Source organism: Nocardia sp. MH4 (assembly GCF_019266065.1).
GTDB classification, from domain to species: Bacteria; Actinomycetota; Actinomycetes; order Mycobacteriales; family Mycobacteriaceae; genus Nocardia; species Nocardia canadensis.
The window spans coordinates 1-19538 of sequence record NZ_LPNR01000081.1; the positions used below are offsets into that span (position 1 = coordinate 1).

The 19538-nt window shown below is 70.5% G+C and carries 18 protein-coding genes; 9 read left to right on the forward strand and 9 right to left on the reverse strand.

Annotated elements, in window-relative coordinates; all coding sequences use genetic code 11:
- Window positions 1–283: 283 nt before the first annotated feature.
- Entirely contained in the window at window positions 284–1060 is a 777-nt protein-coding gene (locus ATM97_RS08715; protein ID WP_218717451.1) for a CPBP family intramembrane glutamic endopeptidase, read from the reverse strand.
- Between the two features lie 54 nt (window positions 1061–1114).
- On the reverse strand, window positions 1115–1876 hold the full coding sequence (locus tag ATM97_RS08720) for a DUF2470 domain-containing protein (RefSeq protein ID WP_218717452.1): 762 nt from the start codon (window positions 1874–1876) through the stop codon (window positions 1115–1117).
- A gap of 111 nt (window positions 1877–1987) precedes the next feature.
- Between ATM97_RS08720 and ATM97_RS08725 the strand changes: the two genes are divergently transcribed.
- The 3 genes from ATM97_RS08725 to ATM97_RS08735 are packed head-to-tail and all read left to right on the forward strand — an operon-like array spanning window position 1988 to window position 4040.
- Window positions 1988–2419, forward strand: coding sequence for a hypothetical protein (locus ATM97_RS08725; protein WP_218717453.1), 432 nt, complete (start codon window positions 1988–1990; stop codon window positions 2417–2419).
- 41 nt (window positions 2420–2460) lie between these two features.
- Window positions 2461–3375, forward strand: a complete 915-nt coding sequence (pheA, locus tag ATM97_RS08730) for a prephenate dehydratase (protein ID WP_218717454.1) — start codon at window positions 2461–2463, stop codon at window positions 3373–3375.
- Window positions 3372–4040, forward strand: coding sequence for a histidine phosphatase family protein (locus ATM97_RS08735; protein ID WP_218717455.1), 669 nt, complete (start codon window positions 3372–3374; stop codon window positions 4038–4040). Before pheA ends, ATM97_RS08735 begins: the two co-directional genes overlap by 4 nt.
- Here the strand turns inward: ATM97_RS08735 and ATM97_RS08740 are convergent, their stop codons facing one another.
- The 6 genes from ATM97_RS08740 to ATM97_RS08765 all read right to left on the reverse strand — a co-directional run bounded on the left by ATM97_RS08740 (window position 4041) and on the right by ATM97_RS08765 (window position 9844).
- Window positions 4041–4829 carry an ESX secretion-associated protein EspG gene (locus tag ATM97_RS08740; RefSeq protein WP_308248420.1) on the reverse strand — a complete coding sequence of 263 codons (789 nt, stop codon included), beginning with the start codon at window positions 4827–4829 and terminating at the stop codon, window positions 4041–4043.
- Between the two features lie 44 nt (window positions 4830–4873).
- Window positions 4874–6007, reverse strand: coding sequence for a PPE family protein (locus tag ATM97_RS08745; RefSeq protein WP_218717457.1), 1134 nt, complete (start codon window positions 6005–6007; stop codon window positions 4874–4876).
- Between the two features lie 46 nt (window positions 6008–6053).
- Entirely contained in the window at window positions 6054–6365 is a 312-nt protein-coding gene (locus ATM97_RS08750) for a PE family protein (RefSeq protein WP_218717458.1), read from the reverse strand.
- A 109-nt stretch (window positions 6366–6474) separates the two neighbouring features.
- Entirely contained in the window at window positions 6475–6813 is a 339-nt protein-coding gene (locus tag ATM97_RS08755) for a metallopeptidase family protein (RefSeq protein WP_255587430.1), read from the reverse strand.
- Window positions 6814–6827: 14 nt separating this feature from the next.
- Entirely contained in the window at window positions 6828–7901 is a 1074-nt protein-coding gene (locus ATM97_RS08760) for a septum formation family protein (RefSeq protein ID WP_218717459.1), read from the reverse strand.
- Between the two features lie 245 nt (window positions 7902–8146).
- Entirely contained in the window at window positions 8147–9844 is a 1698-nt protein-coding gene (locus tag ATM97_RS08765) for an aldehyde dehydrogenase family protein (protein ID WP_218717460.1), read from the reverse strand.
- 80 nt (window positions 9845–9924) lie between these two features.
- On the opposite strand from ATM97_RS08765, the gene serS reads away from it, so the two are divergent.
- The 3 genes from serS (at window position 9925) to ATM97_RS08780 (ending at window position 14635) form a co-directional block, all read left to right on the forward strand.
- Window positions 9925–11181: a serine--tRNA ligase gene (serS, locus tag ATM97_RS08770; RefSeq protein ID WP_218717461.1), complete on the forward strand. Its 1257-nt coding sequence runs from the start codon at window positions 9925–9927 to the stop codon at window positions 11179–11181.
- Between the two features lie 78 nt (window positions 11182–11259).
- On the forward strand, window positions 11260–13092 hold the full coding sequence (locus ATM97_RS08775; protein ID WP_308248421.1) for a bifunctional diguanylate cyclase/phosphodiesterase: 1833 nt from the start codon (window positions 11260–11262) through the stop codon (window positions 13090–13092).
- 100 nt (window positions 13093–13192) lie between these two features.
- Complete coding sequence (locus ATM97_RS08780; RefSeq protein WP_218717492.1) at window positions 13193–14635, forward strand: MFS transporter; 1443 nt, start codon at window positions 13193–13195, stop codon at window positions 14633–14635.
- Here the strand turns inward: ATM97_RS08780 and ATM97_RS08785 are convergent, their stop codons facing one another.
- The gene (locus ATM97_RS08785) at window positions 14636–15163 is read right to left on the reverse strand and encodes a hypothetical protein (protein ID WP_218717462.1); all 528 of its coding nucleotides are present in this window, start codon (window positions 15161–15163) and stop codon (window positions 14636–14638) included. It lies immediately after the preceding gene.
- Between the two features lie 84 nt (window positions 15164–15247).
- On the opposite strand from ATM97_RS08785, the gene ATM97_RS08790 reads away from it, so the two are divergent.
- The 3 genes from ATM97_RS08790 (at window position 15248) to ATM97_RS08800 (ending at window position 19522) form a co-directional block, all read left to right on the forward strand.
- On the forward strand, window positions 15248–16192 hold the full coding sequence (locus ATM97_RS08790) for a DMT family transporter (protein WP_218717463.1): 945 nt from the start codon (window positions 15248–15250) through the stop codon (window positions 16190–16192).
- A 203-nt stretch (window positions 16193–16395) separates the two neighbouring features.
- Window positions 16396–18276, forward strand: a complete 1881-nt coding sequence (locus tag ATM97_RS08795) for a serine/threonine-protein kinase (protein ID WP_218717464.1) — start codon at window positions 16396–16398, stop codon at window positions 18274–18276.
- A gap of 106 nt (window positions 18277–18382) precedes the next feature.
- Window positions 18383–19522 carry a hypothetical protein gene (locus ATM97_RS08800; RefSeq protein WP_218717465.1) on the forward strand — a complete coding sequence of 380 codons (1140 nt, stop codon included), beginning with the start codon at window positions 18383–18385 and terminating at the stop codon, window positions 19520–19522.
- Window positions 19523–19538: the final 16 nt, after the last annotated feature.

Consider the following 19538-nt stretch of genomic DNA (forward strand, 5'->3'; position numbering starts at 1 on the left):
GCCGGATCGTCGGATCGCCGCCGGGCGGCAGCGGTCGCCGCGGCGGAGTGCCGCGGCCCGCGGGCGGCGGCACGGCAGGTCCACCGGGGCGGCCTGGAGGCGGCGGCACCCGGCGCCTACGCGGGTCATCGCGGGGATCGTCGCCGTTCATCACTGTCGAACTCTACTGATCGTCGGGGGCGCGGGTGGGTTGTGCGCGCTCGGTCTCTACTGGATACCCCGCTCGGGTGCCCGCGTTAGCGGGAAACGCGGTGATGTGGCGAGACTCGCCGTGACACGCCGCTCACGGCAGCCAGCCGACGCGGCCGCGCAGCACGGTGTAGCCCAGGTAGGCGACCGCATCGATCGTCGCGTGCGCCAGGATCAGCGGCCACAGCCGATTCGTGCGCTGCCAGTAGCGTCCGAAGATCACGCCCATCACGATGTTGCCGAGCCCGCCGCCCAGGCCCTGGTACAGGTGATAGCTGCCACGCAGCAGCGCGGAGGCGGCCAGTGACCGGTTCTCCGACCAGCCGAGCTTGCGCAGCCGGGTGATCAGGTAGGCCACCACGAGCACTTCCTCGGCCACCGCGTTCGCGCACGCCGACAGGATCAGTACCGGCAGCCGCCACCAGTGCTCGGTCAGCGAACTCGGCACGATGGTCACGCTCACCCCGAGCGCGTGCGCGATCAGATACAGCGCCAGTCCGGGCAGGCCGATCACCGCCGCCAGGATCAGGCCGTGCAGCACATCGGTGCGGCGAATCCTGGCCAGCCCGATCAGTCGCGGTCCGATCCCGCTGCGCCACAACAGGTACAGGCCCAGCGCCGCCCACGCGAGCAGCCGGGTGATTCCGACCAGCTGGAACAGCAGGTCGAGAATCGAGTTGTCCGAGCGCGAGGCGTTCAACGCCACCGTGCGCCCGCCGACCCCGCCGGGCGCCAGCGCCGAATCCAGCAGGGCCAGGCCCGCGCTGATCCCGCTCAGCCCGAAGGTGACGAGCAGGACGACGGTGATCTCGACTCGGAGACCGAACCGTTCCCGCTCGCTGAGCGTGGTGTCAGGAGGATCGACGCGCATGTCGCGCAGTGTAGGCAGCCCCGGTGGCCGGGGCGCGTCGCGCCGCGACCGGATTCAGATGCGGCGCAGGCCGTTCAGAAAGGGGCAGCCGGCCAGGATGCGCACCGCCTTGCTCAGCGCGGCGACGTCGTCGGCGGGCGTGGCGAAGGGCAGGCGCACGTCGTGGTCGCCCTCGTTGCTCTCCACCCGCAGGGTCAGGCCGTAGCGGTCGATGGCCAGCGGATGCACCAGGCCGCCGCGTAGCCGGGTCGGCAGGTGGCGCGCGAGCTGGGCGACGATATCGGCGTGGTCCTCGGCCATGTGCTGTAGCCAGGCGCTCTCCAGTTCGCAGAACGGGTCGGCGCTGGCCGCGCGCAGGTCGGCGTGGTCGACCGATTCCGCGCCGGAGGTGTCGGCCAGCACGGCCGAGTTCACCACCACGCGCAGCAGCGTGACCCCGTGTCCGACGTCGAGCAGCCCCGGATGCGGGTATTCCTTGGCGATCTCGACCGCGAGCGTGCGCTGGGCCTGCATCGGCACCTGCCGCACCCACCCGCGCAGCCACACCAGCGCCCGGACCGGTTCGCGCAGCGGCAGCGGCGCGTGATCGGTGAGCTCGAGCACCGCCGAGGTCTCGTTCGCGGTCGCGGCCAGCGCCGCCGCGAGCGAGGTGGCGGGCACCGCGATCACCGCGTCACCACAGCGACGCAGGTGATGCAGCGAGGTCGGCACCGGATCGATGCCGGGCAGCGCGAGCATCGCCGTCTCCGCGTGGGCGCACGCGCTGCGCACGCGCTCGGCGGTCGTCGGCGCGAGGATCGTGGTGGGGCTCGACATGACAACCTCCGCGAACTGTTGATTAGGTAAACCTAAGCTAAGTTACCGCGCGACTTCGCGCAAGGGGACACCCCGGCGAATCGCCGAACGAATCGGCTCTACGGTGGTCTGATGACGCACGACGACCACGGCGACGACCACCCGACCTCCGCCGAACCCGTGCTGGTCACGCTCTCGACCCCCGCCCGCCGCAGTCTGGTGGCGGGCCTGGTCCGCCCGCTGGGCAGCGCGCCGGCCACCGCCGAGGTCGTCGACATCGACGTCCCCGACGCCGAACTGGCCGCCTTCCTGGTCCGGATCGCGCACGCCGACCACGGTTTCGTCGCCCGCACCGCCATCGCGCCCCGTGCGGTCGCCATCGTCGCGGGCACCGTCGCGGCCCTCTGCGGTGAGGACATCCCGACCGCCCTCAGCACCCCCGACCTGAATTTCCTGACCGCGCTCAAGCCCCCGGCCATCGAAGCCACCCGTACTGTTCTGCTGGCCATCGAAACCGACGATGAGCAGGCGATCCGGGACGCGCTCCGGGTGCTGGATTCCTGAGCGGGGCCGACTTCGGACAACGATCCAGCTAATCTTTCTGTGTGCCGCGTATTGCGTATTTCGGACCGTCCGGGACGTTCACCGAGATGGCTCTGGCGAAGTTCGAGAACTCGGGGGCCTTCGACAGTCCCGTCGAGCGAGTCGCCGCGCCGAGTCAGGGCGCGGCGCTGGATCTGATCCGCTCCGGTGACGTCGACGGCGCGGTCGTGCCGATCGAGAGCTCCGTCGAGGGGTCGATCCCGGCGACACTGGATTCCCTCGCCCTCGGACCGCGGCTGCAGATCGTCGCCGAGACCGAGCTCGAGGTGAGTTTCACGATCCTCGCCCGGCCCGGCACCACGCTCGCGCAGGTGCGCACGCTGGCCGCCTACCCGGTCGCGGGCGCGCAGGTCAGGCAGTGGGTGGCCCGGAACATGCCCGAGGCGCAACCGTTCACCTCGGCCTCCAACGCGGCGGCGGCCGAGGACGTCGCGGCGGGCGTCGCCGACGCCGCGGTGTCGACGGCGCTGGCGGGGGAGCGGCTCGGATTGGCCACGCTGGCCGCCGGGGTCGCCGACCACGAACAGGCGATCACCCGCTTCGTCCTGGTGACCGAACCCGGGGTCGCCCCGCACGCCACCGGCGCCGATCGCACCTCGATCGTGCTCGAACTCCCGAACGAGCCCGGCTCGCTCATGCGCGCGTTCGCCGAGTTCGCCACCCGCGGTGTCGATCTGACCCGCATCGAGTCGCGACCCACCCGGACCGCGATGGGCACCTACCGCTTCTACCTCGACTGCGTCGGCCATATCGACGATCCGGCGGTCGCGGAGACCTTGAAGGCACTGCATCGCACGGCGCGGGTCCGGTACCTCGGCTCGTGGCCCGCGTACGCGGCAGTCGGAACACCGCCCCCGTCGGACGAACCTGCCGCAGAATGGTTGACGCAATTGCGAAAGGGGGTCGCTGACCTATGAGTACACCCGCGAAGCTGGTGCTGGTGCGGCACGGCGAGACCGAGGGCAACGTCGCGAAGATCCTGGACACCCAGGTGCCCGGTCTCCCGCTCACCGAACGTGGTGTGGCCCAGGCGAAAGCCTTCGGCGCCGGTTTGGAACGGGCGCCGCAGGTGCTGGTGTCGTCGGAGGCGCTGCGGGCCCGGCAGACGGCGAGCTACATCGAGGCGGCCACCGGTGCGCCCGCGCACGTCCTCGACGGGCTCTACGAGGTGCAGGTCGGCGAGTTGCACGGCCGCTCGGATCAGGCGGCGCACGAGTTCTTCCAGGAGATCTACCGGGGCTGGCACCGGGGCGATCTCGACACCAGGGCACCCGGCGGCGAATCCGGTCGTGAGGTGATCGACCGGATCGTGCCGATCCTCACCGGACTCCGCGAGGAATTCCTGACCGAGGACGCCGACGGCGACGTGATCGTGGTGAACCACGGCGCCGCCATGCGCCTGGTCGCGATGACGCTGGCCGGGGTGGCGCCGCCGTTCACGACGAACAACCACCTCGACAACACCGAGACCATCGAACTGCTCCCCACCGCGAACGGCGGCTGGGAGTGCCTGCGCTGGGGCAGGTTCACGCCACCGTTCGCGCTCGAGGCCGAGCCCACGGCCGACGACCCGATGGGCTGATCAGGCCGGGTTGTCGGCCGTCGCGGTCGGGAACTCGGTGCGGATCGGCAGCGACTCGATGAGATCGGCCACCGCCGTGCGCAGGCGCGCGTTGGTACCCGTGGCGATCGACGACCACTTCACGCCGTCGTCGGCCACGCTGGCGGTGATGATGAATCTGCCAGCGCGCGTGTTGAACACGGCGATGTGGTTGTCCTGGATGTCGCGCGTGCCGTCACCGTAGGCGACGCCGATGATCTCGGCGTAGGAGTGGATCTCCACCAGCGCCGAGGCCAGGGTCTGGGCGTCGGTGGCGGGCTTGCCGATCTTGCTCAGCCGCTCCGTGGTGGCCGCGACGTCACCGGTATCGCCGAAGATCGGCGCGAGTTCCTCGGTGGGCGCGTTCATTCCGTACAGCTCGAGCGGTTCGGACTTGCCCAGCGCCTGCAGGACCGCGCCGGGCAGGTCCAAGCCCGCGTCGTCGATGACATAGGACTCCGGCCCGCGCAGGGCGACGACCGCGCGGTCGTCGCCCTGCGCGAGGCAGAACCGGTTGACGTGGCCCTGGACCACCCAGCGCAGCGCGATGATCCACTGCGGCCGGTAGAGCACCCGCAGGCGCTCCGCCAGCTCGGTCTGGACCACGTCACCGAACAGCAGTTCACGCTCGGTGAGAGCGGCTTCGGCCGCCTTCATGGCGGCGTCGTGCGTCGAGATGTTGTCGTAGCGGCCCATGGCGTCGAGCACCACGGGCATCTCGTCGAATTGCAGCTTCTCCAAGAGGAACTGCAATTCGTCGAGCGATAGCACGACGGCCTCCAGCAACGATCCCCCGCTACTCCCCCCGAGCACCGTCACTTGGCCGATCCGGCGAGGTCGCCGCCGATCACACCTTCGGCCGTGTACCGGCCGTCGGTGAACGCCTCGTCCGAACGGCCGTAGTCGACGCCGTTGTGCTCGTCGTCGTCCTCGCCGTTGGCGCGGTTGCCCAGCAGCGGGTTGCCGGCGGTGTTGGCGTTGCGCACCGGTGCGCCCTCCGCACGGGTGACGACCGACTCGGTGACCGCCGGGGCGGCGGCGGGCGCGTTGGCCGCCGGAGCACCCCAGCCCTCGGGCAGCTTCAGCTGACCGTTGCTGAGCGAGACGTTGCCGAGACCGGCCGACGTGGTGGCCACACCGGCCGCGGCGCCGACGGCGCCGAGGCTCGCCATGGCGGGTGCCGCGGCGGTCGTCGCGGGCACGGTCGCCGCGGAGGTGGCGGCCGAGATCGCCGAGGCGCCGATGTTGCCCGCCGTGCTGACGCCGCTGGTGACGACGCCACCGGCGACATTGGCCGCCTGGGTGGCGGCGCTGACGACGCCGGGGTTGGTGACGAAGGCCTGCGCCGCGGCGACCGCGGTGCTGAGCGGGTCGCCGCCGAAGTCGCCCTCGGCGGCGGTGCCCGCGCCGTTGGCGATGGTCGGCGGCATGGAGAACTCGCCGGGCGTGGTGACGGTGGCCGTGGTGGCGGCCTCGTAGGTCTCCATCACCAGCGCGGCGCGGATGTCCATGGCGTGACGGGCGACCTCGGCCGCCTCGAACGCGCCGGACACGACGCCGGGCGGGTTGGCCGAGGCGGCGACCGCGGTATTGGTCGCGGCGATCTCGGGCAGGCTCGGCATCGCGAGCGAGGCCACGGTGTAGGCGGTGGCGTTGGCGGTGGCCTTGACCCCCATGGCCGCGGCCATGATGCCCTGCTGACCCGCCCAGGCGCCGAACGGCGCGAGCTTGGCGAGCACGGCGAGGCCGTTGACACCCTGCAGGCCGACGCCGACCTCGGCGATCACGCGGGTGATGGTGAAGGCGGCGTCACCCCACGCCGCGGCCAGCGTGCCCCACGAGGTGGCGGCGGCGGAGATCGGAACGGCGTGTGCGCCCGCGTTGAGCGTGGTCGAGTTGACTTCTGCCATGCGCGGCAGCCAGAAGACCCCGGTGATCCCTGCGGTCATGCTTGTTTCTCCCCTGAATGAATGATCGGCGACGGATCGGGTACGACTAGATCTGGATCGCGGTGATCGCCGCGCCCTGGGCGATGTCCTCGCCGATGTTGGTGACCAGCTGCGAGCGCAGGGTCGCGGCCGCGTGGTGCAGCTCGAGGATGCCCTGGGCGACAGAGCTGTCGTGGGTGGCGGCGGCGCGGTTGAAGTGCGAGGCCGCGAGCAGCGACACCTCTTCGGCGCCGGACGGGAGCACATGGGTGGTTGGCCCGGCGAGGCCGGCGGCCACGGCGAGGCGCTCGGCGAGCAGATCCAGCTCGGCGGCAGCGGCGAGGACGATTTCAGGTGTGACGAGAACGTGTCCGACCATGACCCGACTCCTTCTGGTGGCGACTATCGGGAACCACGAGAATTCCCCCTACGAGTGATAGGACGCGAGAGCGGGTCGTTCGGTTCCATCGATTCCCCACCCAGTTTCGCTAGCCCCATCCCAGCTCATGCAACCGGTCGTCGTCAATCCCGAAATAGTGTGCTATTTCATGGATCACGGTGATCGCTACTTCCTCGACCACCTCGTCGGCGGTAGTGCAGATGTCGAGAATAGCCTCTCGATAGATGGTCACGGTATCCGGCAGCGAACCCGCGTAGTAGCTGTCGCGCTCGGTGAGCGCGATGCCGTGATACAGCCCGAGCAGCGAGGGTTCCTCGTCGTTTCTGGCCTCGACCAGCACCACGACATTGTCGATCGCCTCGGCCAGCTCGGGCGGGATCAGGTCGAGCGCGTCGCTCACCAGCTCCTCGAACCGCTCCGGCGACATCCGTTCCGACACGGTCACCGTGGTTGTGGCTGCGGGGGCAGCGGCGCGGCGCCGGGCAGCGGGGCAGGCGTGGAGCGCCCGGTGTTCGGCGGCGGCACCGGGGCTTGACCGTCGATCAGGATCTCGCCGCGCGCCGACCCGACGATCGCCGCGAATCCCTCACGGTCGGCGCCCTTTCCGAGCCAGCAATCCAATTTGTGACTGCCCGCGAGCCAACTGGTCGGTTCCAGATAATCGAAGAACAGGGTCAGCGTCTTGTTCCGGATGGCGTCGGGGCTGCCCAGATAGTCGGTGGAGAGGCGGTTGCATTCGGACTCCACGTACTTGTCCTGATCTGCCTCCGACGGGGGACCACCGGTGAAGTTGCTCGCCAGGTCGACGGTGCCGACGATCTCGACCGAATGCGGCTGCGCGCAGTCGACAGGGTCGGTCGGCAGGTTCTGGTTGATGCCGAGGCAGGTGCCGGTGGCGTGCACCTTGGACTGATCCTGGCCGGCGACCGAGCCGGTCGCGGCCGGGCTGGCCGAGGTCGCGGCGACCTGCAGGCCACAGCGCAGGGTGCGGTCGCCGTGCTGCCAGCCCGCCGGGCTCGGCGACATCACGTTGACCATGTACCGGCCGCGCGGATCGAAGCGCCCGCCCAGATACCGCTGCACCGCGGGGACGCAGTGCTCGTCCCTGAGCTCGGTCATCCGCAGCGAATCGGGGTGCCTGGTGCCGCCGGCGAACTCCCGGCCGGGGTAGGCGGCGAGGTCGATCACCCCGGCGACCTCGAACAGGTGCTTGTCCTCGCAGTTGACCTTCACCAGGTCGCTGCGATCGGACTTGGTCCAGCTCAGGCAGTCGCCCACGCTCGCGCTGCTGAATTCCTTGTCCCGGACCACGGGCTCGGAGCCGGGCTGGTGCGCCTCGAGCCCCTTGTCGTTCTCGAAGCCGGTGACCAGCATGGTGACCATCGCCGCGATCACCGCGCCGAGGGCGCCGATCAGCAGCCCCCACCGCAGTTTGGTCGCCGACAGATGCAGCGAACTGGGGACGCGGCCACGCGACGCGGATCCCTCGGCTGGTTCCCTCTGCTCATCAGACATCGGATCCATCATGGCAGCGAGGTTCGGTCCATGCCACGACACCCGCACGCGCGACCTCATGGCACCGCACTTCCGTCCACGCCTCGCCCTGCTCGCCCGACCTCGAGGAGGGCAGGCCGCGCCGCGGCCGTCGCGGCCGTCCCGCCGGTCAGGCGCCGTTGCGTAGGCGACGAAGGAGCAAGCAACGGTGCCTGACCGGCGGGACCCAAGGGCCGCGACCTCGAGCGCGCCAGCGCTCCAAGAACTCAGCCGCGCAGGGCGGAGGCGAAGATGCCGGGCAGGCGGGTCTTCTTGCCGTCGCCGTAGAAATCGGTGAGCTTGCGACCGGTGCCGGTGCCGGTCTTGTTGCTGACGAACCACGGCGGCTTGGGGCTCAGGGTGAATTCGCCGTGCAGCAGCGCGCGCGGCGCGGGCCGGAACGGGCCGCGGACCACGGTGCGCTCCACATCGTCGAGCAGGAAGGCGTTGTGTACGACGCCGATGCCGCTCTGGATGTCGTCGAGGGTGTGGCCGGGGAACGCGCCCCAGCTCGCGCGCGGGGTGAGGAAGGCCAGGCCGGTCCAGGCGTTGAGCGCGACGGTGCCGTAGCGCAGATCCTCGATCGCGGTGTCGAGCGCGCCGCCGAGCTCCTTGATCGATGCCGGGTGCGCGATGATGTTGGCGCCGAGGGTGCCCATCAGCTCGTCGTTGGCGAAATCGACCGCGTTGCGGAGGAATTCGGTGCCGCTGCCGGGCAACTCGACCACCCCGAGGACGGGGGAGAAGTACTCGGTGCGCAGCAGCGGGGTGTCGCTCGCGGGCAGGTTCTCGACCAGCACGCGGCCGTTGGCCCGCTCCGAACCGGGGTACGCCGACAGCGCGCCCTCGACCCGGCCGTCGCTGCCGGGGTAGTACGCGGGCCGGGCGGGCGCGTTGTCGATCGCCGTGCGCAGTTCGGTGAGGAAGGCGTCCTTGAGCGGCCAGTCGGCGCTGAGGACCACGGTCTGGGCGGCGACGCAGTTGTAGCCGCCGTTGTGCAGCCGCTGGGTCGCCACGTGCTCGGCCTGGAACTTCAGGTCGGCGGCCGACCAGTCGCCCGGCACGACGATGCACGGCGCGACCCCACCGAGTTCGCTGGTGATCGGCTTGTCCAGCGCGGGGGCACCGGTCTTCTTGCGCTCGATGCCCGCCTCGCCGGGGCCCCACACGATCGCGTCGTGCGTGGGCGCGCCGCCGGTCATGTGCACGTGCGCGACCTGCGGATGGGTCACCAGGTAGCCGCCCTCGGGCGCGCCACCGGTGAGGATGCGGACCACGCCGAGCTCGATGAACGGCGCGAAGATCGCCTGGAACACCGGCAGCAGCGGATCGGTGATCGGGTTGAGCTTGAGCGCGACCACCCGGTTGTTGGCGTAGAGCTCGTAGAGGGTGTCCAGCGGCGCGATCGACATGATGTTGCCCGCGCCGAGCACCGCGCCGACACCGCCGGTCGCGGCCGGGTCGAGCTGGGCCAGCCCGGCCTTGCGCCGTGCGGTGGCCGCGTCGACTCCGGGGCGTAGCCAGACATCGGCGCTGAAGCCGCTGAGCAGCAGTTTGTCGTAGACACCGTGCGGCAGCGCGGGCACCGAGACCCGTCCGCCGGGGGCGGTGCCGAGCTCGACACCGGCGAGCGGGCTCACCCCACGCTCGAGCGCGCCGACCGTTTCGGCCAGCGCCTGCGCGCCCGCCAGCATCGTCATCGGTCCCGACATCCACTCCTCGCCGACGAGCGGGCTGTCGGCGGCCAGCTGCTTGATGGTGCGGGCCGCCGCGACCCAGGCCTCGGCGTTGGCGGCGGTGCGCGTATGGAGTTCCTCGAGCAGCTCGCGGCGACGGCGCAGGTCGGTCGCGGCCCAGGTCTTTTCCCCCTGCGTGAGATCAGCGAGCGCGTTATCGATGACGGCGGTGTCGAAAGTAGTACTCACACCGCAACTATGCTCCTGTTCGGCCCGGAAGGCATAGGCCGCGGGATAAAGAGTTGAGTAAACTACTAGGCTGTTTTCTCATGATCGACCTCCGATTCCTGCGCGAGAACCCGGAAGCCGTCCGAGCCTCGCAGCGGGCCCGCGGTGAGGACCCCGCACTCGTCGACGCCCTGCTCGAAGCCGACGCCGCGCGCCGGGCCGCCGTGGCCACCGCCGACACCCTGCGGGCCGAGCACAAGGCGATGGGCAAGGTCATCGGCAAGGCGAGCAAGGACGAGCGCCCCGCGCTGCTGGCCGCCGCGACCGACATGTCCGCCAAGGTCAAGGAAGCCGAGGTCGCCCAGAACGCGGCCGACGCCGACCTCGACGCCGCGCACCGCGCCATCTCCAACGTGGTGCAGGACGGCGCGCCCGCGGGCGGCGAGGACGACTACATCGTTCTCGAAACCGTCGGTACCCCACCGGAGTTCGACTTCGAGCCGAAGGATCACCTGGAGCTCGGCGAGTCGCTCGGCCTGATCGACATGGAGCGCGGCGCCAAGGTGTCGGGCTCGCGGTTCTACTTCCTCACCGGCGCCGGCGCGCTGTTGCAGCTGGGTCTGCTGCAGCTGGCCGCGCAGAAGGCCGTCGCCAACGGCTTCACCATGATGATCCCGCCGGTGCTGGTGCGCCCCGAGATCATGGCCGGTACCGGCTTCCTCGGTCAGCATTCGGCGGAGGTCTACCACCTGGCCGACGACGATCTGTACCTCGTCGGCACCTCGGAGGTGCCGCTGGCCGGCTACCACGCCGAGGAGATCCTGGACCTGAGCCAGGGCCCGAAGCGCTACGCCGGCTGGTCGTCGTGTTTCCGCCGCGAGGCGGGCAGCTACGGCAAGGACACGCGGGGCATCATCCGCGTGCACCAGTTCGACAAGGTGGAGATGTTCGTCTACACCACCCCCGAGCAGGCCGATGCCGAGCATCAGCGGCTGCTCGCGTGGGAGCGCGAGATGCTGGCCGCGATCGATGTGCCCTACCGGGTCATCGATGTGGCCGCGGGCGATCTGGGCAGCTCGGCGGCGCGCAAGTTCGACTGCGAGGCCTGGGTGCCCACCCAGCAGACCTACCGCGAGCTCACCTCGACCTCGAACTGCACCACCTTCCAGGCCCGCAGGCTCTCGGTCCGCTACCGCGACGAGAACGGAAAAGCGCAGGTCGCGGCCACGCTGAACGGCACGCTGGCGACCACGCGGTGGATCGTGGCGATCCTGGAGAACCACCAGCAGGCCGACGGTTCGGTGCGGGTGCCCGCGGCGCTGGTGCCCTTCGTCGGCACCGAAGTGCTCGAACCGTAGAGTCCTTCACTGTTTGCTGAAGTCCCATTTGGTGGATGTGGCAAACGCCCTGACCGAACAACATCTAGGCTGGTGCACGTGCGAGGAATCGGGGCGCGCGGCGATACCCGAACCCGGGTGCGGGCGGCATCGGCGTTGGCGACGGCAAAGGTCATGGCCAGGACAACGGGGGCGTTCTACGTCCTCGGTGGTGTCCTCGGCCTGACGATCACTGCCATCGCACCGGGTGACGACGGTAGTCGGCTGCTGGTCGGGACGGCGGCGGCGGTCGCGCTGGTGCTCGGTCTGACATTGCTGGCGTGGGGTCCGCGGATGCCGCATTCCCTGCACCACCTCTACCTGGCCACCGCGACCGTCCTGGTGACGATCGCGGTGCACTCCTTCCCGAACCTGGTCGGCGGCATCACGCTGGCCTCGTTCTACGTCTTCGTCGCCTGCGACGCCGCGCTGTTCTTCGCGTGGCCGCAGGCCGCCGCGCACATCGGCTTCGCGATGGCGCTGTGCCTGTGGGTGCTGCCCGACCGTGGGCTGCCGTGGTGGTCGGGCATGATCCCGGCCGGTGTCACCTTCGGCGCGGGCGTCGTCGTCGGCATTCTGACCAGGATGGCCTCCGACGCCGATATCGATGTGCTCACCGGCCTGCTGAACCGGCGTGGTTTCGAGAAGCAGCTCAACCCCGCCATCGATGCGGCGGGTCGCGGCGGTCAGGGCCTGGCCCTGGTCCTGGTCGACCTGGACCGCTTCCAGAAGATCAACGATCACCTCGGCCACCGCGCCGGGGACGCGGTGCTGCAGCGGGTCGCCGACACCTGGCTCGACTTGCTCGCCCCCGATCAGGTGCTGGCCCGCTTCGGCGGTGACGTCTTCGCGCTGCTGCTGCCCGGCACCACCGAGCAGGCCGCGATCCTGCTCACCGAGAAGCTGCGCGCCGCGGTGACCATGGGCTGTTCGGCCGGTGTCACCTCCTGGCAGCCGGGCGAGTCCGGTTCGCTGCTGATCAGCCGCGCCGACGTCGGCCTGTACCGGGCCAAGCAGGCCGGGCGCAATCGCACGGTGCTCGAGTCGTCGCGGCAGCTGCCGCTGGCGGTGGAGCTGCGCGAGGCGATCGACCGCGGCGCGCTCGACGTGCACTACCAGCCGATCGTGAGCCTGTCCGAGGACGGCGGCCAGGCCGTCGGCGTCGAGGCGCTGCTGCGCTGGTCGTCCAACGCCCAGCCGGAGGTCACCACCGAGGGACTGATCCGGGTGGCCGAGGAATACGACCTCATCTCCGACCTGGACGAGCTGGTGCTGCGCCGCGCCTGCGCCGACGCCGCCCGCCTGCAGGAGAGCTTCGCCTCGCTGGATCTGACGCTCAACGTCAACGTCTCCGGTCTGGAACTGGCCGAACCCGATTACGCCGAGCGGGTCGCGACCATCCTCAACGACACCGGCTGGCCCGCTGACCAGCTGGTCCTCGAGGTCACCGAGAGCGAGCTGGCCGCCGAATCGCAGACCGCGATCACCAATCTGCACACCCTGCGCGACCGTGGCGTGCGCATCGCCATCGACGACTTCGGCACCGGGTACTCCTCGCTGAGCCGCCTGGCCACCATCCCCAGCGACATCCTCAAGGTCGACCAGTCCTTCGTCGCCGCGATCCGCTCCGATTCCCCGGCGCCGCCCCTGCTCGGCGTGATCGCCGCGCTCAGCAAGTCGCTGGATCTGCAGGTCATCGCCGAGGGCGTGGAGACCGAATACCAGGCGGCGGTGCTCACCGAGCTCGGCTTCGCGCTGGCCCAGGGCTACCACTACAGCGACTCGCATCCGGTCTCGGAACTGATCAACGACCTCAACGACGGTCAGGGGCGGCCCGGCAGCACCGACGACGACGATTCGCTCTCGGCGAGCGGCTGGATTCCCCTCGGTTAATCGCTTGACGCCTCGCCCGCGCGCGGCGAACCATGGACGCATGCGAATGCTCATCTACCGCTGTTGATCTTCGGAGCTCTACCGGCGCGTCGCGGCGGTGGTGGCGCGTTTGACCAGTGAGCCGGTCGGCGTGCGTGGTGTCGCGGTTCGGGCGGTCCTGTTCAAGGGCACGCGCGATCTGCTGCCGATCTATGCGCTCTACGGTGTGCTGTTCGCCGATCACGGCCTGAGCACCGCGCAGATCTCGCTGTTGCTCGCCCTCTGGTCGGTCACCGCGTTCGTGCTGGAGGTGCCGTCGGGCGCGTGGGCCGACACCGTCTCGCGCCGGGCGCTGCTGGTCCTGAGCTGTCTGCTGCAGGCGGCCTGTTTCGCGCTGTGGATGCTGGCCCCGTCGTTTCTCGGTTTCGCACTGGGATTCGTGATCTGGGGCGTCGCGTCGTCGCTGGAATCGGGCACGTTCGAGGCACTGATCTACGACGATCTCGTCGCCCGCGGCGAACCGTCGGCCTATGCCTCGATCATCGGCTGGGCGCGTGGCGCCCAGGAGACCACGGTGCTGGTAGCGATCCTGGTGGCCGCCCCGCTCTTCGCGCTCGGCGGCTATCCCCTGGTCGGCTGGGTCAGCGTGGCCATCGCCCTGCTGCACACCCTGACCGCGGTGGCATTGCCGAGCGCGCCGGTCGCCATCTCCGCGGCCGCCGTCGACGACCTCGACGACGAACCCCCGGCCCCCGGCCCGCACCAGGTCCCGGGTGCGGCCCCCGCACACCCACACTCGGCCTCCCCCGGGGAAGCGGTTCGCATCGGTAAAGCGGTGGCCCGCACCGAGGATGCGCCGCCCCGCACCGAGACCGACGGTCCCGCCGACCACCGGGTCGCGCCGGACGACCCCCTCCCGGACACCACGGTTCCGGATAAGGCCCCCGCGCGGTACCTGACCATGCTGCGCACCGGCACCGCCGAGGCGTTCCGGGTTCGCCGGGTCCGGCGAGGTGTGCTGCTGGGCGCCCTGCTGTACGGCGTCACCGCCTTCGACGAATACTTCGGTCTGCTCGCCGTGTCCGGCGGCGCGTCGACCAGTGCGTCCGCGCTGCTGGTCGGCGTGACGGTGGTGGGGTCGCTCGCCGGATCATTGCTGGCCGGCCGGACCGAGCTGGTCCCGGCGCGCTGGCTCGCCGTGGCGCTGTTCGTCGCGGGCCTGCTCTTCATCGCGGGATCGCTGGCGGTGGGTGCCGCGCTCACGGTGGGGCCGGTGCTGTTGTGGGCGGGGTTCGTCGGGATCGGTGTCGCCTATGGAGTGGACTTCGCCATCGAGGTGGTGGCGGGGGCGCGGTTGCAGGCGGCCATCGCCGGCCCGGCTCGCGCGACCGTACTGTCGTTCTCCGGGCTGCTCTCGGAGATCGTGGCGTTGTTGGTGTTCGGCTTCGTCGCGGCCGCCACCCAGTGGCTGTCGATGTCGGCCACGATCGCCCTGCTCGGCACGGTGCTGCTGGTGACCGCCCTGCTCACCCCGAGCTGGTTGCCGCCGCGCGCCGAGGACTAGTCACCACCGCAGCATCGGCAGCGGTCGCGCCGGATGCCGCACGCCGTGCCGCAACGCGCTGCGCACCAGAAACCCGTGGAACCCGCGGTAGGGGTATCGCTCGACCACCGCGCGGACGAATGCCGCGTCGAGCCCGCCCCGCAGCAGACCGTGGCTGACATCGACCCGATCGGCGATCCGGAACGTCTCCACCAGCCGGTCGGTGCGCGGCCGCACCCCGTGATGGTCGAGCACCATCGTGCGCGCCAGGTCGGGTTCCGCGATCCCGAGCTCGGCGGCGAAACCGTCGACGAGCGCCGCCGACGGCGCGAGATAGTCGAACGTGCCCGCAGTCCAGATCCCGAGGTCGTGCACCGCCCAGGCGAGGGCCGCCGCGTCGGGCAGGACGCCGCCGAGCAGCGCGCAGTGATAGTTGGCGCAGCGATAGACGTGATGGCGATAGGTCGTCTCGTCCGCGCCGAGCGCCGCCCGGTGCCGTCGCAGCACCACCTCGATCACCGGATGCGACACCACCGCGACCTCTGACATCGTGGCCTCCCCTGACGATTCCGGACGACGGCTCCGGGCCGGGTCTACTGTCGAAGACTACGGCGGAGCTGGCGAAAGGACACGGTGGTCGGGCGCGACGGACTCGGGTTGGTCTTCGGATTCTGCATCGGCGCCGGTGTCGCCGTGCAGGGCCGGATCAACGGCGCACTCGGCGCCGAGCTGGGCGACGGTGTCGCGGCCGCCACCATCAGCTTCGCGACCGGTCTCGTCGCCCTCCTGATCGCGCTCGCGGTCAGTCCCCACCTGCGCGCGGGTCCGGCGCGGGTGCGAACCGCCGTGTCCGCCGGGCAGTTACGGCCGTGGCAGCTGCTCGGCGGGTTGTGTGGAGCGTTCTTCGTCGCCGGTCAGGGACTCACGATCGCCGCGATCGGCGTCACCGCGTTCACCGTCGCGGTGGTCGCGGGCCAGCTGCTCAGCAGCCTCGTGGTCGACCGGCTCGGCCTCGCCCCCGCAGGCCGCACTCCGATCACCCCGTGGCGGGTAGTCGGCGCGATCCTCGGCATCGGCGGCGTCCTCCTCGGCGCGGGCGGTCATTCCGCGTCCGCGACCGCGGTGACCGGCCTCCCCGACATCCCGGTGCTGCTCATCGCCATACCCGCGCTCGCGGGAATCGGCCTGGCCTGGCAGCAGGCCGTGAACGGCCGGGTCGGCGCCGTGGGCGGCCCGTTCTCGGCGACCCTGGTGAACTTCGCCGTCGGCCTGGTGGCCCTGTGTCTGTTCGACGTGTTCACCGTGATCACGACCGGTCTGCCGGAGCGATTCCCCACGGCCCCCTGGTTGTATCTCGGCGGCCTGATCGGCGTGGCCTTCATCGCCCTGGCCGCCTACACCGTCGGCCTGATCGGCGTCCTGCTGCTCGGCCTGACCTCCGTCGCGGGCCAGCTCATCGCCGCGCTCGTCCTCGACGCCATCGACGGAAGACTGTCCACCGCAGCCGTTCTCGGCTGCCTCGTCGTCCTCGTCGCCGTCCTCGTAGCCAGCCGCGCCCAGACCCCGGCCGATCGCTGACGCGCAGGCAGGCGCGGGCCGCCGGTCGTGCCTCGGCCCAGACTCGACGTCGACCTGCGCCCGCGTCGTCGTCGGCACCGGTCCCGCCGTCACGACGGGCCGCCCGATCGGCGCGGGTGTTAGGTTGCTCGCGAACGAACCGGGCCGCCTGATCGAGGTGGGCTCGCCCCGCCGTGGCGGGAGTGAAATGGGGGAGTGCCGAAGTGATCGAGCCGTTGGCGCCGGGCGAGCAATCGATGATCGGCCGGTATCGGATTCGCGGTGTGCTCGGTGCGGGCGGCATGGGGCGGGTCCTGCTGGCCACGGGACCGGACGGGCGCTTCGTCGCGATCAAGCAGATCCACGCGCACCTGCTCGACGACCGCGAGTTCCGGGCCCGCTTCGAACGCGAGGTCGCCATCTCCGCCCGCGTCTCCGGCGCCTTCACCGCGGCCGTCGTCGACTTCGACACCGGCGCCGAATCCCCGTGGCTGGCCTCGGTCTTCATCGCCGGAGTCCCGCTGGACCGCGCCGTCCGCGACAACGGCCCACTGCCCGACCCGGCCCTGCGCACCCTCGCCTCCGGCCTCGCCTCGGCTCTGCACTCCATTCACGCCACCGGCCTGGTGCATCGTGATCTCAAGCCCGCCAACGTGATCCTCGCCGCCGACGGGCCGAGGGTGATCGACTTCGGCATCGCCCAGGCGGTGGGTTCCGGCCAGCTCACCGAGGTCGGCGCGGTGGTCGGCTCACCCGCGTACATGTCACCGGAACAGGCCATGAGCGAGCCGATCACCTCCGCCTGCGACGTGTTCTCCCTCGGCTCCCTGCTGTGCATGGCCGCCACCGGCCAGAGCCCCTTCGCCGCGACGTCGGCCCCGTACACCCTGTTCAACATCGTCCACAGCGAGCCACAGCTCGACCAGGTCCCCGCGTCGCTGCGCGAGCTGATCGCCGGTTGCCTGCGCAAGGACCCGCACGCCAGGCCGACGCCGGCGCAGATCCTGGACTACCTCGGGGCGCTGCCGGTGCAGTCGCGGCCCTGGCCCGCGCCGATCCACACCGCGATCGCCGAGCAGACCCGCGATCTGGTCGCACTCACCTCCGATCCCGAAGCGACACAGATTCTTCCGGCGCACCTGTCGGTCCCCCAGGCGCCTGCCACCGCGCCGCCGCCGCGGCGACGGCGCACCGCACTCCGAGTGGGACTCGCGGTGGCCGGCGCGGCGGTGCTCGTCGCCGGGCTCACCGCGGTCGTTCTGCGCGGTGGCGAATCCGCGCCTCCGTCAGCGCTGCCGACGGCGACGCTGCCCGGCATCGACCAACTCCGCGGCGTCGACACCTGCGGGTGGTTGCGGCAAGCACTCGGCCCGACCTTGCCCGCGGCCGCGGCTGTGAAGGCGTCGACGGAGGTGTCGTCGTGGCGCTGGCAGCCGACGTCGAGCTGGGGCTGCGACGGCACGTCCGGAGCGGCGCGTATCGCGGTGGAAATCGGCGCCGCGACAGCCGGATTCGCGCCCGACGCGCGGGTGGTCAACGGGTACGCGCTGGCCCGCAAGGGCGAGGACTGCGCGTTTGCGATCGAGGGCGGAGCCGAGGGGCAGCGCTGGGGCATCACGGTCGACGCCTTCACCCGCGACGACTGCGGTCTCGCCGACCATGTCGTCGACCGGCTGACGGCCACACTGGGCGAACGACCCACCGACCCCACCGCCCAGCGATCGTTGACCTCGGTCGATCCCTGTGCGCTGGTGGACAGTTCGGCGTTCGCGAGCCTGGGCACCGGCGTCGCGAAATCCGCACACAGCTGCGAATGGCCGGGCGCGACCACCGTGCGGATCGCCCTGTCCCAGCAACGCCAGCGGCAGACGTCGGCGGTGCAGGAGACCATCGACATCGGCGACGGTGTGCAGGTCGATAAATCCGACGAATTCTCCGCTGTCGCGTCCGAATGCCGCCGCAGCTACCGCTACCGCAAGGTGGGCCAGACCTTCGTCGAGATCGTCGAGGTGGTGGTCGCTGACCAACGGCAGCGGACGGCGCAGCTGTGTGAGATCGCCGATCCGCTGGTGAAGCAGGCGGTCAGCCGGTTGCCCGCGCAGTAGCGGCGCGGATACCCGGGTGATAGTTTCACGGCAGAGTTCGGGAGGGGTCGGCGGTCAGTTCGCCGGTCGGAGGGGAACATTCGTGCGGTATCGGTCGCGTTGTGTCGTGGCGTTGCTGTCGCTCACGCTGCTCATCGCGGCCTGTGGTGACGAGTCGGCGGCACTGGATCACGGTGGCTACGCGCTGGAGCCGATTCCGGGCGACTTCGACGACGCGCCGAGTCGCGTGCGTGGATCGCTGGTGGAATCGGTGCGCATCGGGGAGCGGCTGCTGTTCGCCGACCGGGTCGACCCGGACCTGGTCGAGGGTGACGGCGGCGGTGTGGTCGTCGGGGTGCGTGGCGTCGACGAGCTGCTCTCGGGCGTGCAGCAAACGGCCCTGCAACCCTTCGATGTCCAGGCCGGTTTCGGGGCGATCGGCAGCAACGGCCGCTCCGACAACGAACAGCAGCACAAGCTGCTCTCGATCACGATCCTGTCGTTGCCCGATGCCGAGCAGGCCGGTGCCGCGGCGCAGGCGATGGCGGCGGCGGACTTCGGCGCCAACACCGAGAACGCGCCGTTGCCGCTGCCCGATTATCCGGCGGCGCTGAGTCATTGGCGGCCGGGTGTGCCCACGGTCGGTAGCTGGCTGGTGTGGAAGAACCTGGTGATCCGGCTCTACGCGAAGGTCGTCGACCCGCGTCCGGAAGTGCTGACCGATCTGCTCACCCGCACCTATCGGGCCCAGCTGGCCGAGCTCGACACCTTCGTCCCGACACCGGCCGCCGACCTGGCGGCGTTGAAACTCGACAGCGAGCATCTGCTCACCCGGGTCGTGAAGACCGGCGAATACTGGCCGGATCGCTGGGATTTCCTCGTCTACGGCCCGCGGACCTATGCGCTGCTGCTGGACAAGCCGTCGGCTCGGCTGCGGGAGTTCGAGCAGAGCAAGATCGACGCGATCGCGGTGTCGTACAACAAGTTCCTGCATCGCGCGAGCGACGAGCAGACCGCGCGGACCTACGCCGAGGCCGAGGAGAGACTGCTGCTGTCGGCGGATTTCACGGCCATGTCGGAGGTCCCCGGGCCCGATGGTGTCTCGTGCTATCGCGCGTCGCGGCCGAATACCGAGGTGAGCGCCGCCCGCCGCTTCGCGTGTCTGGTGCGGCGCGACGAATTCGTGGTGCGCGTGTACAGCAATCAGGAAACCGATGTCCGGCAACTCGCGGTCGCGCAGTACGCGTTGCTGAGCGGATCCCGGTGAGACGGGAGGCGAGGCG

Coding starts and splice junctions, on each gene's coding strand:
- ATM97_RS08715 (WP_218717451.1), bottom strand. CDS start 1,060: ATGCGCGTCGATCCTCCTGACACCACGCTCAGCGAGCGGGAACGGTTC.
- ATM97_RS08720 (WP_218717452.1), bottom strand. CDS start 1,876: ATGTCGAGCCCCACCACGATCCTCGCGCCGACGACCGCCGAGCGCGTG.
- ATM97_RS08725 (WP_218717453.1), top strand. CDS start 1,988: ATGACGCACGACGACCACGGCGACGACCACCCGACCTCCGCCGAACCC.
- ATM97_RS08735 (WP_218717455.1), top strand. CDS start 3,372: ATGAGTACACCCGCGAAGCTGGTGCTGGTGCGGCACGGCGAGACCGAG.
- ATM97_RS08745 (WP_218717457.1), bottom strand. CDS start 6,007: ATGACCGCAGGGATCACCGGGGTCTTCTGGCTGCCGCGCATGGCAGAA.
- ATM97_RS08750 (WP_218717458.1), bottom strand. CDS start 6,365: ATGGTCGGACACGTTCTCGTCACACCTGAAATCGTCCTCGCCGCTGCC.
- ATM97_RS08755 (WP_255587430.1), bottom strand. CDS start 6,813: ATGTCGCCGGAGCGGTTCGAGGAGCTGGTGAGCGACGCGCTCGACCTG.
- ATM97_RS08760 (WP_218717459.1), bottom strand. CDS start 7,901: ATGTCTGATGAGCAGAGGGAACCAGCCGAGGGATCCGCGTCGCGTGGC.
- serS (WP_218717461.1), top strand. CDS start 9,925: ATGATCGACCTCCGATTCCTGCGCGAGAACCCGGAAGCCGTCCGAGCC.
- ATM97_RS08785 (WP_218717462.1), bottom strand. CDS start 15,163: ATGTCAGAGGTCGCGGTGGTGTCGCATCCGGTGATCGAGGTGGTGCTG.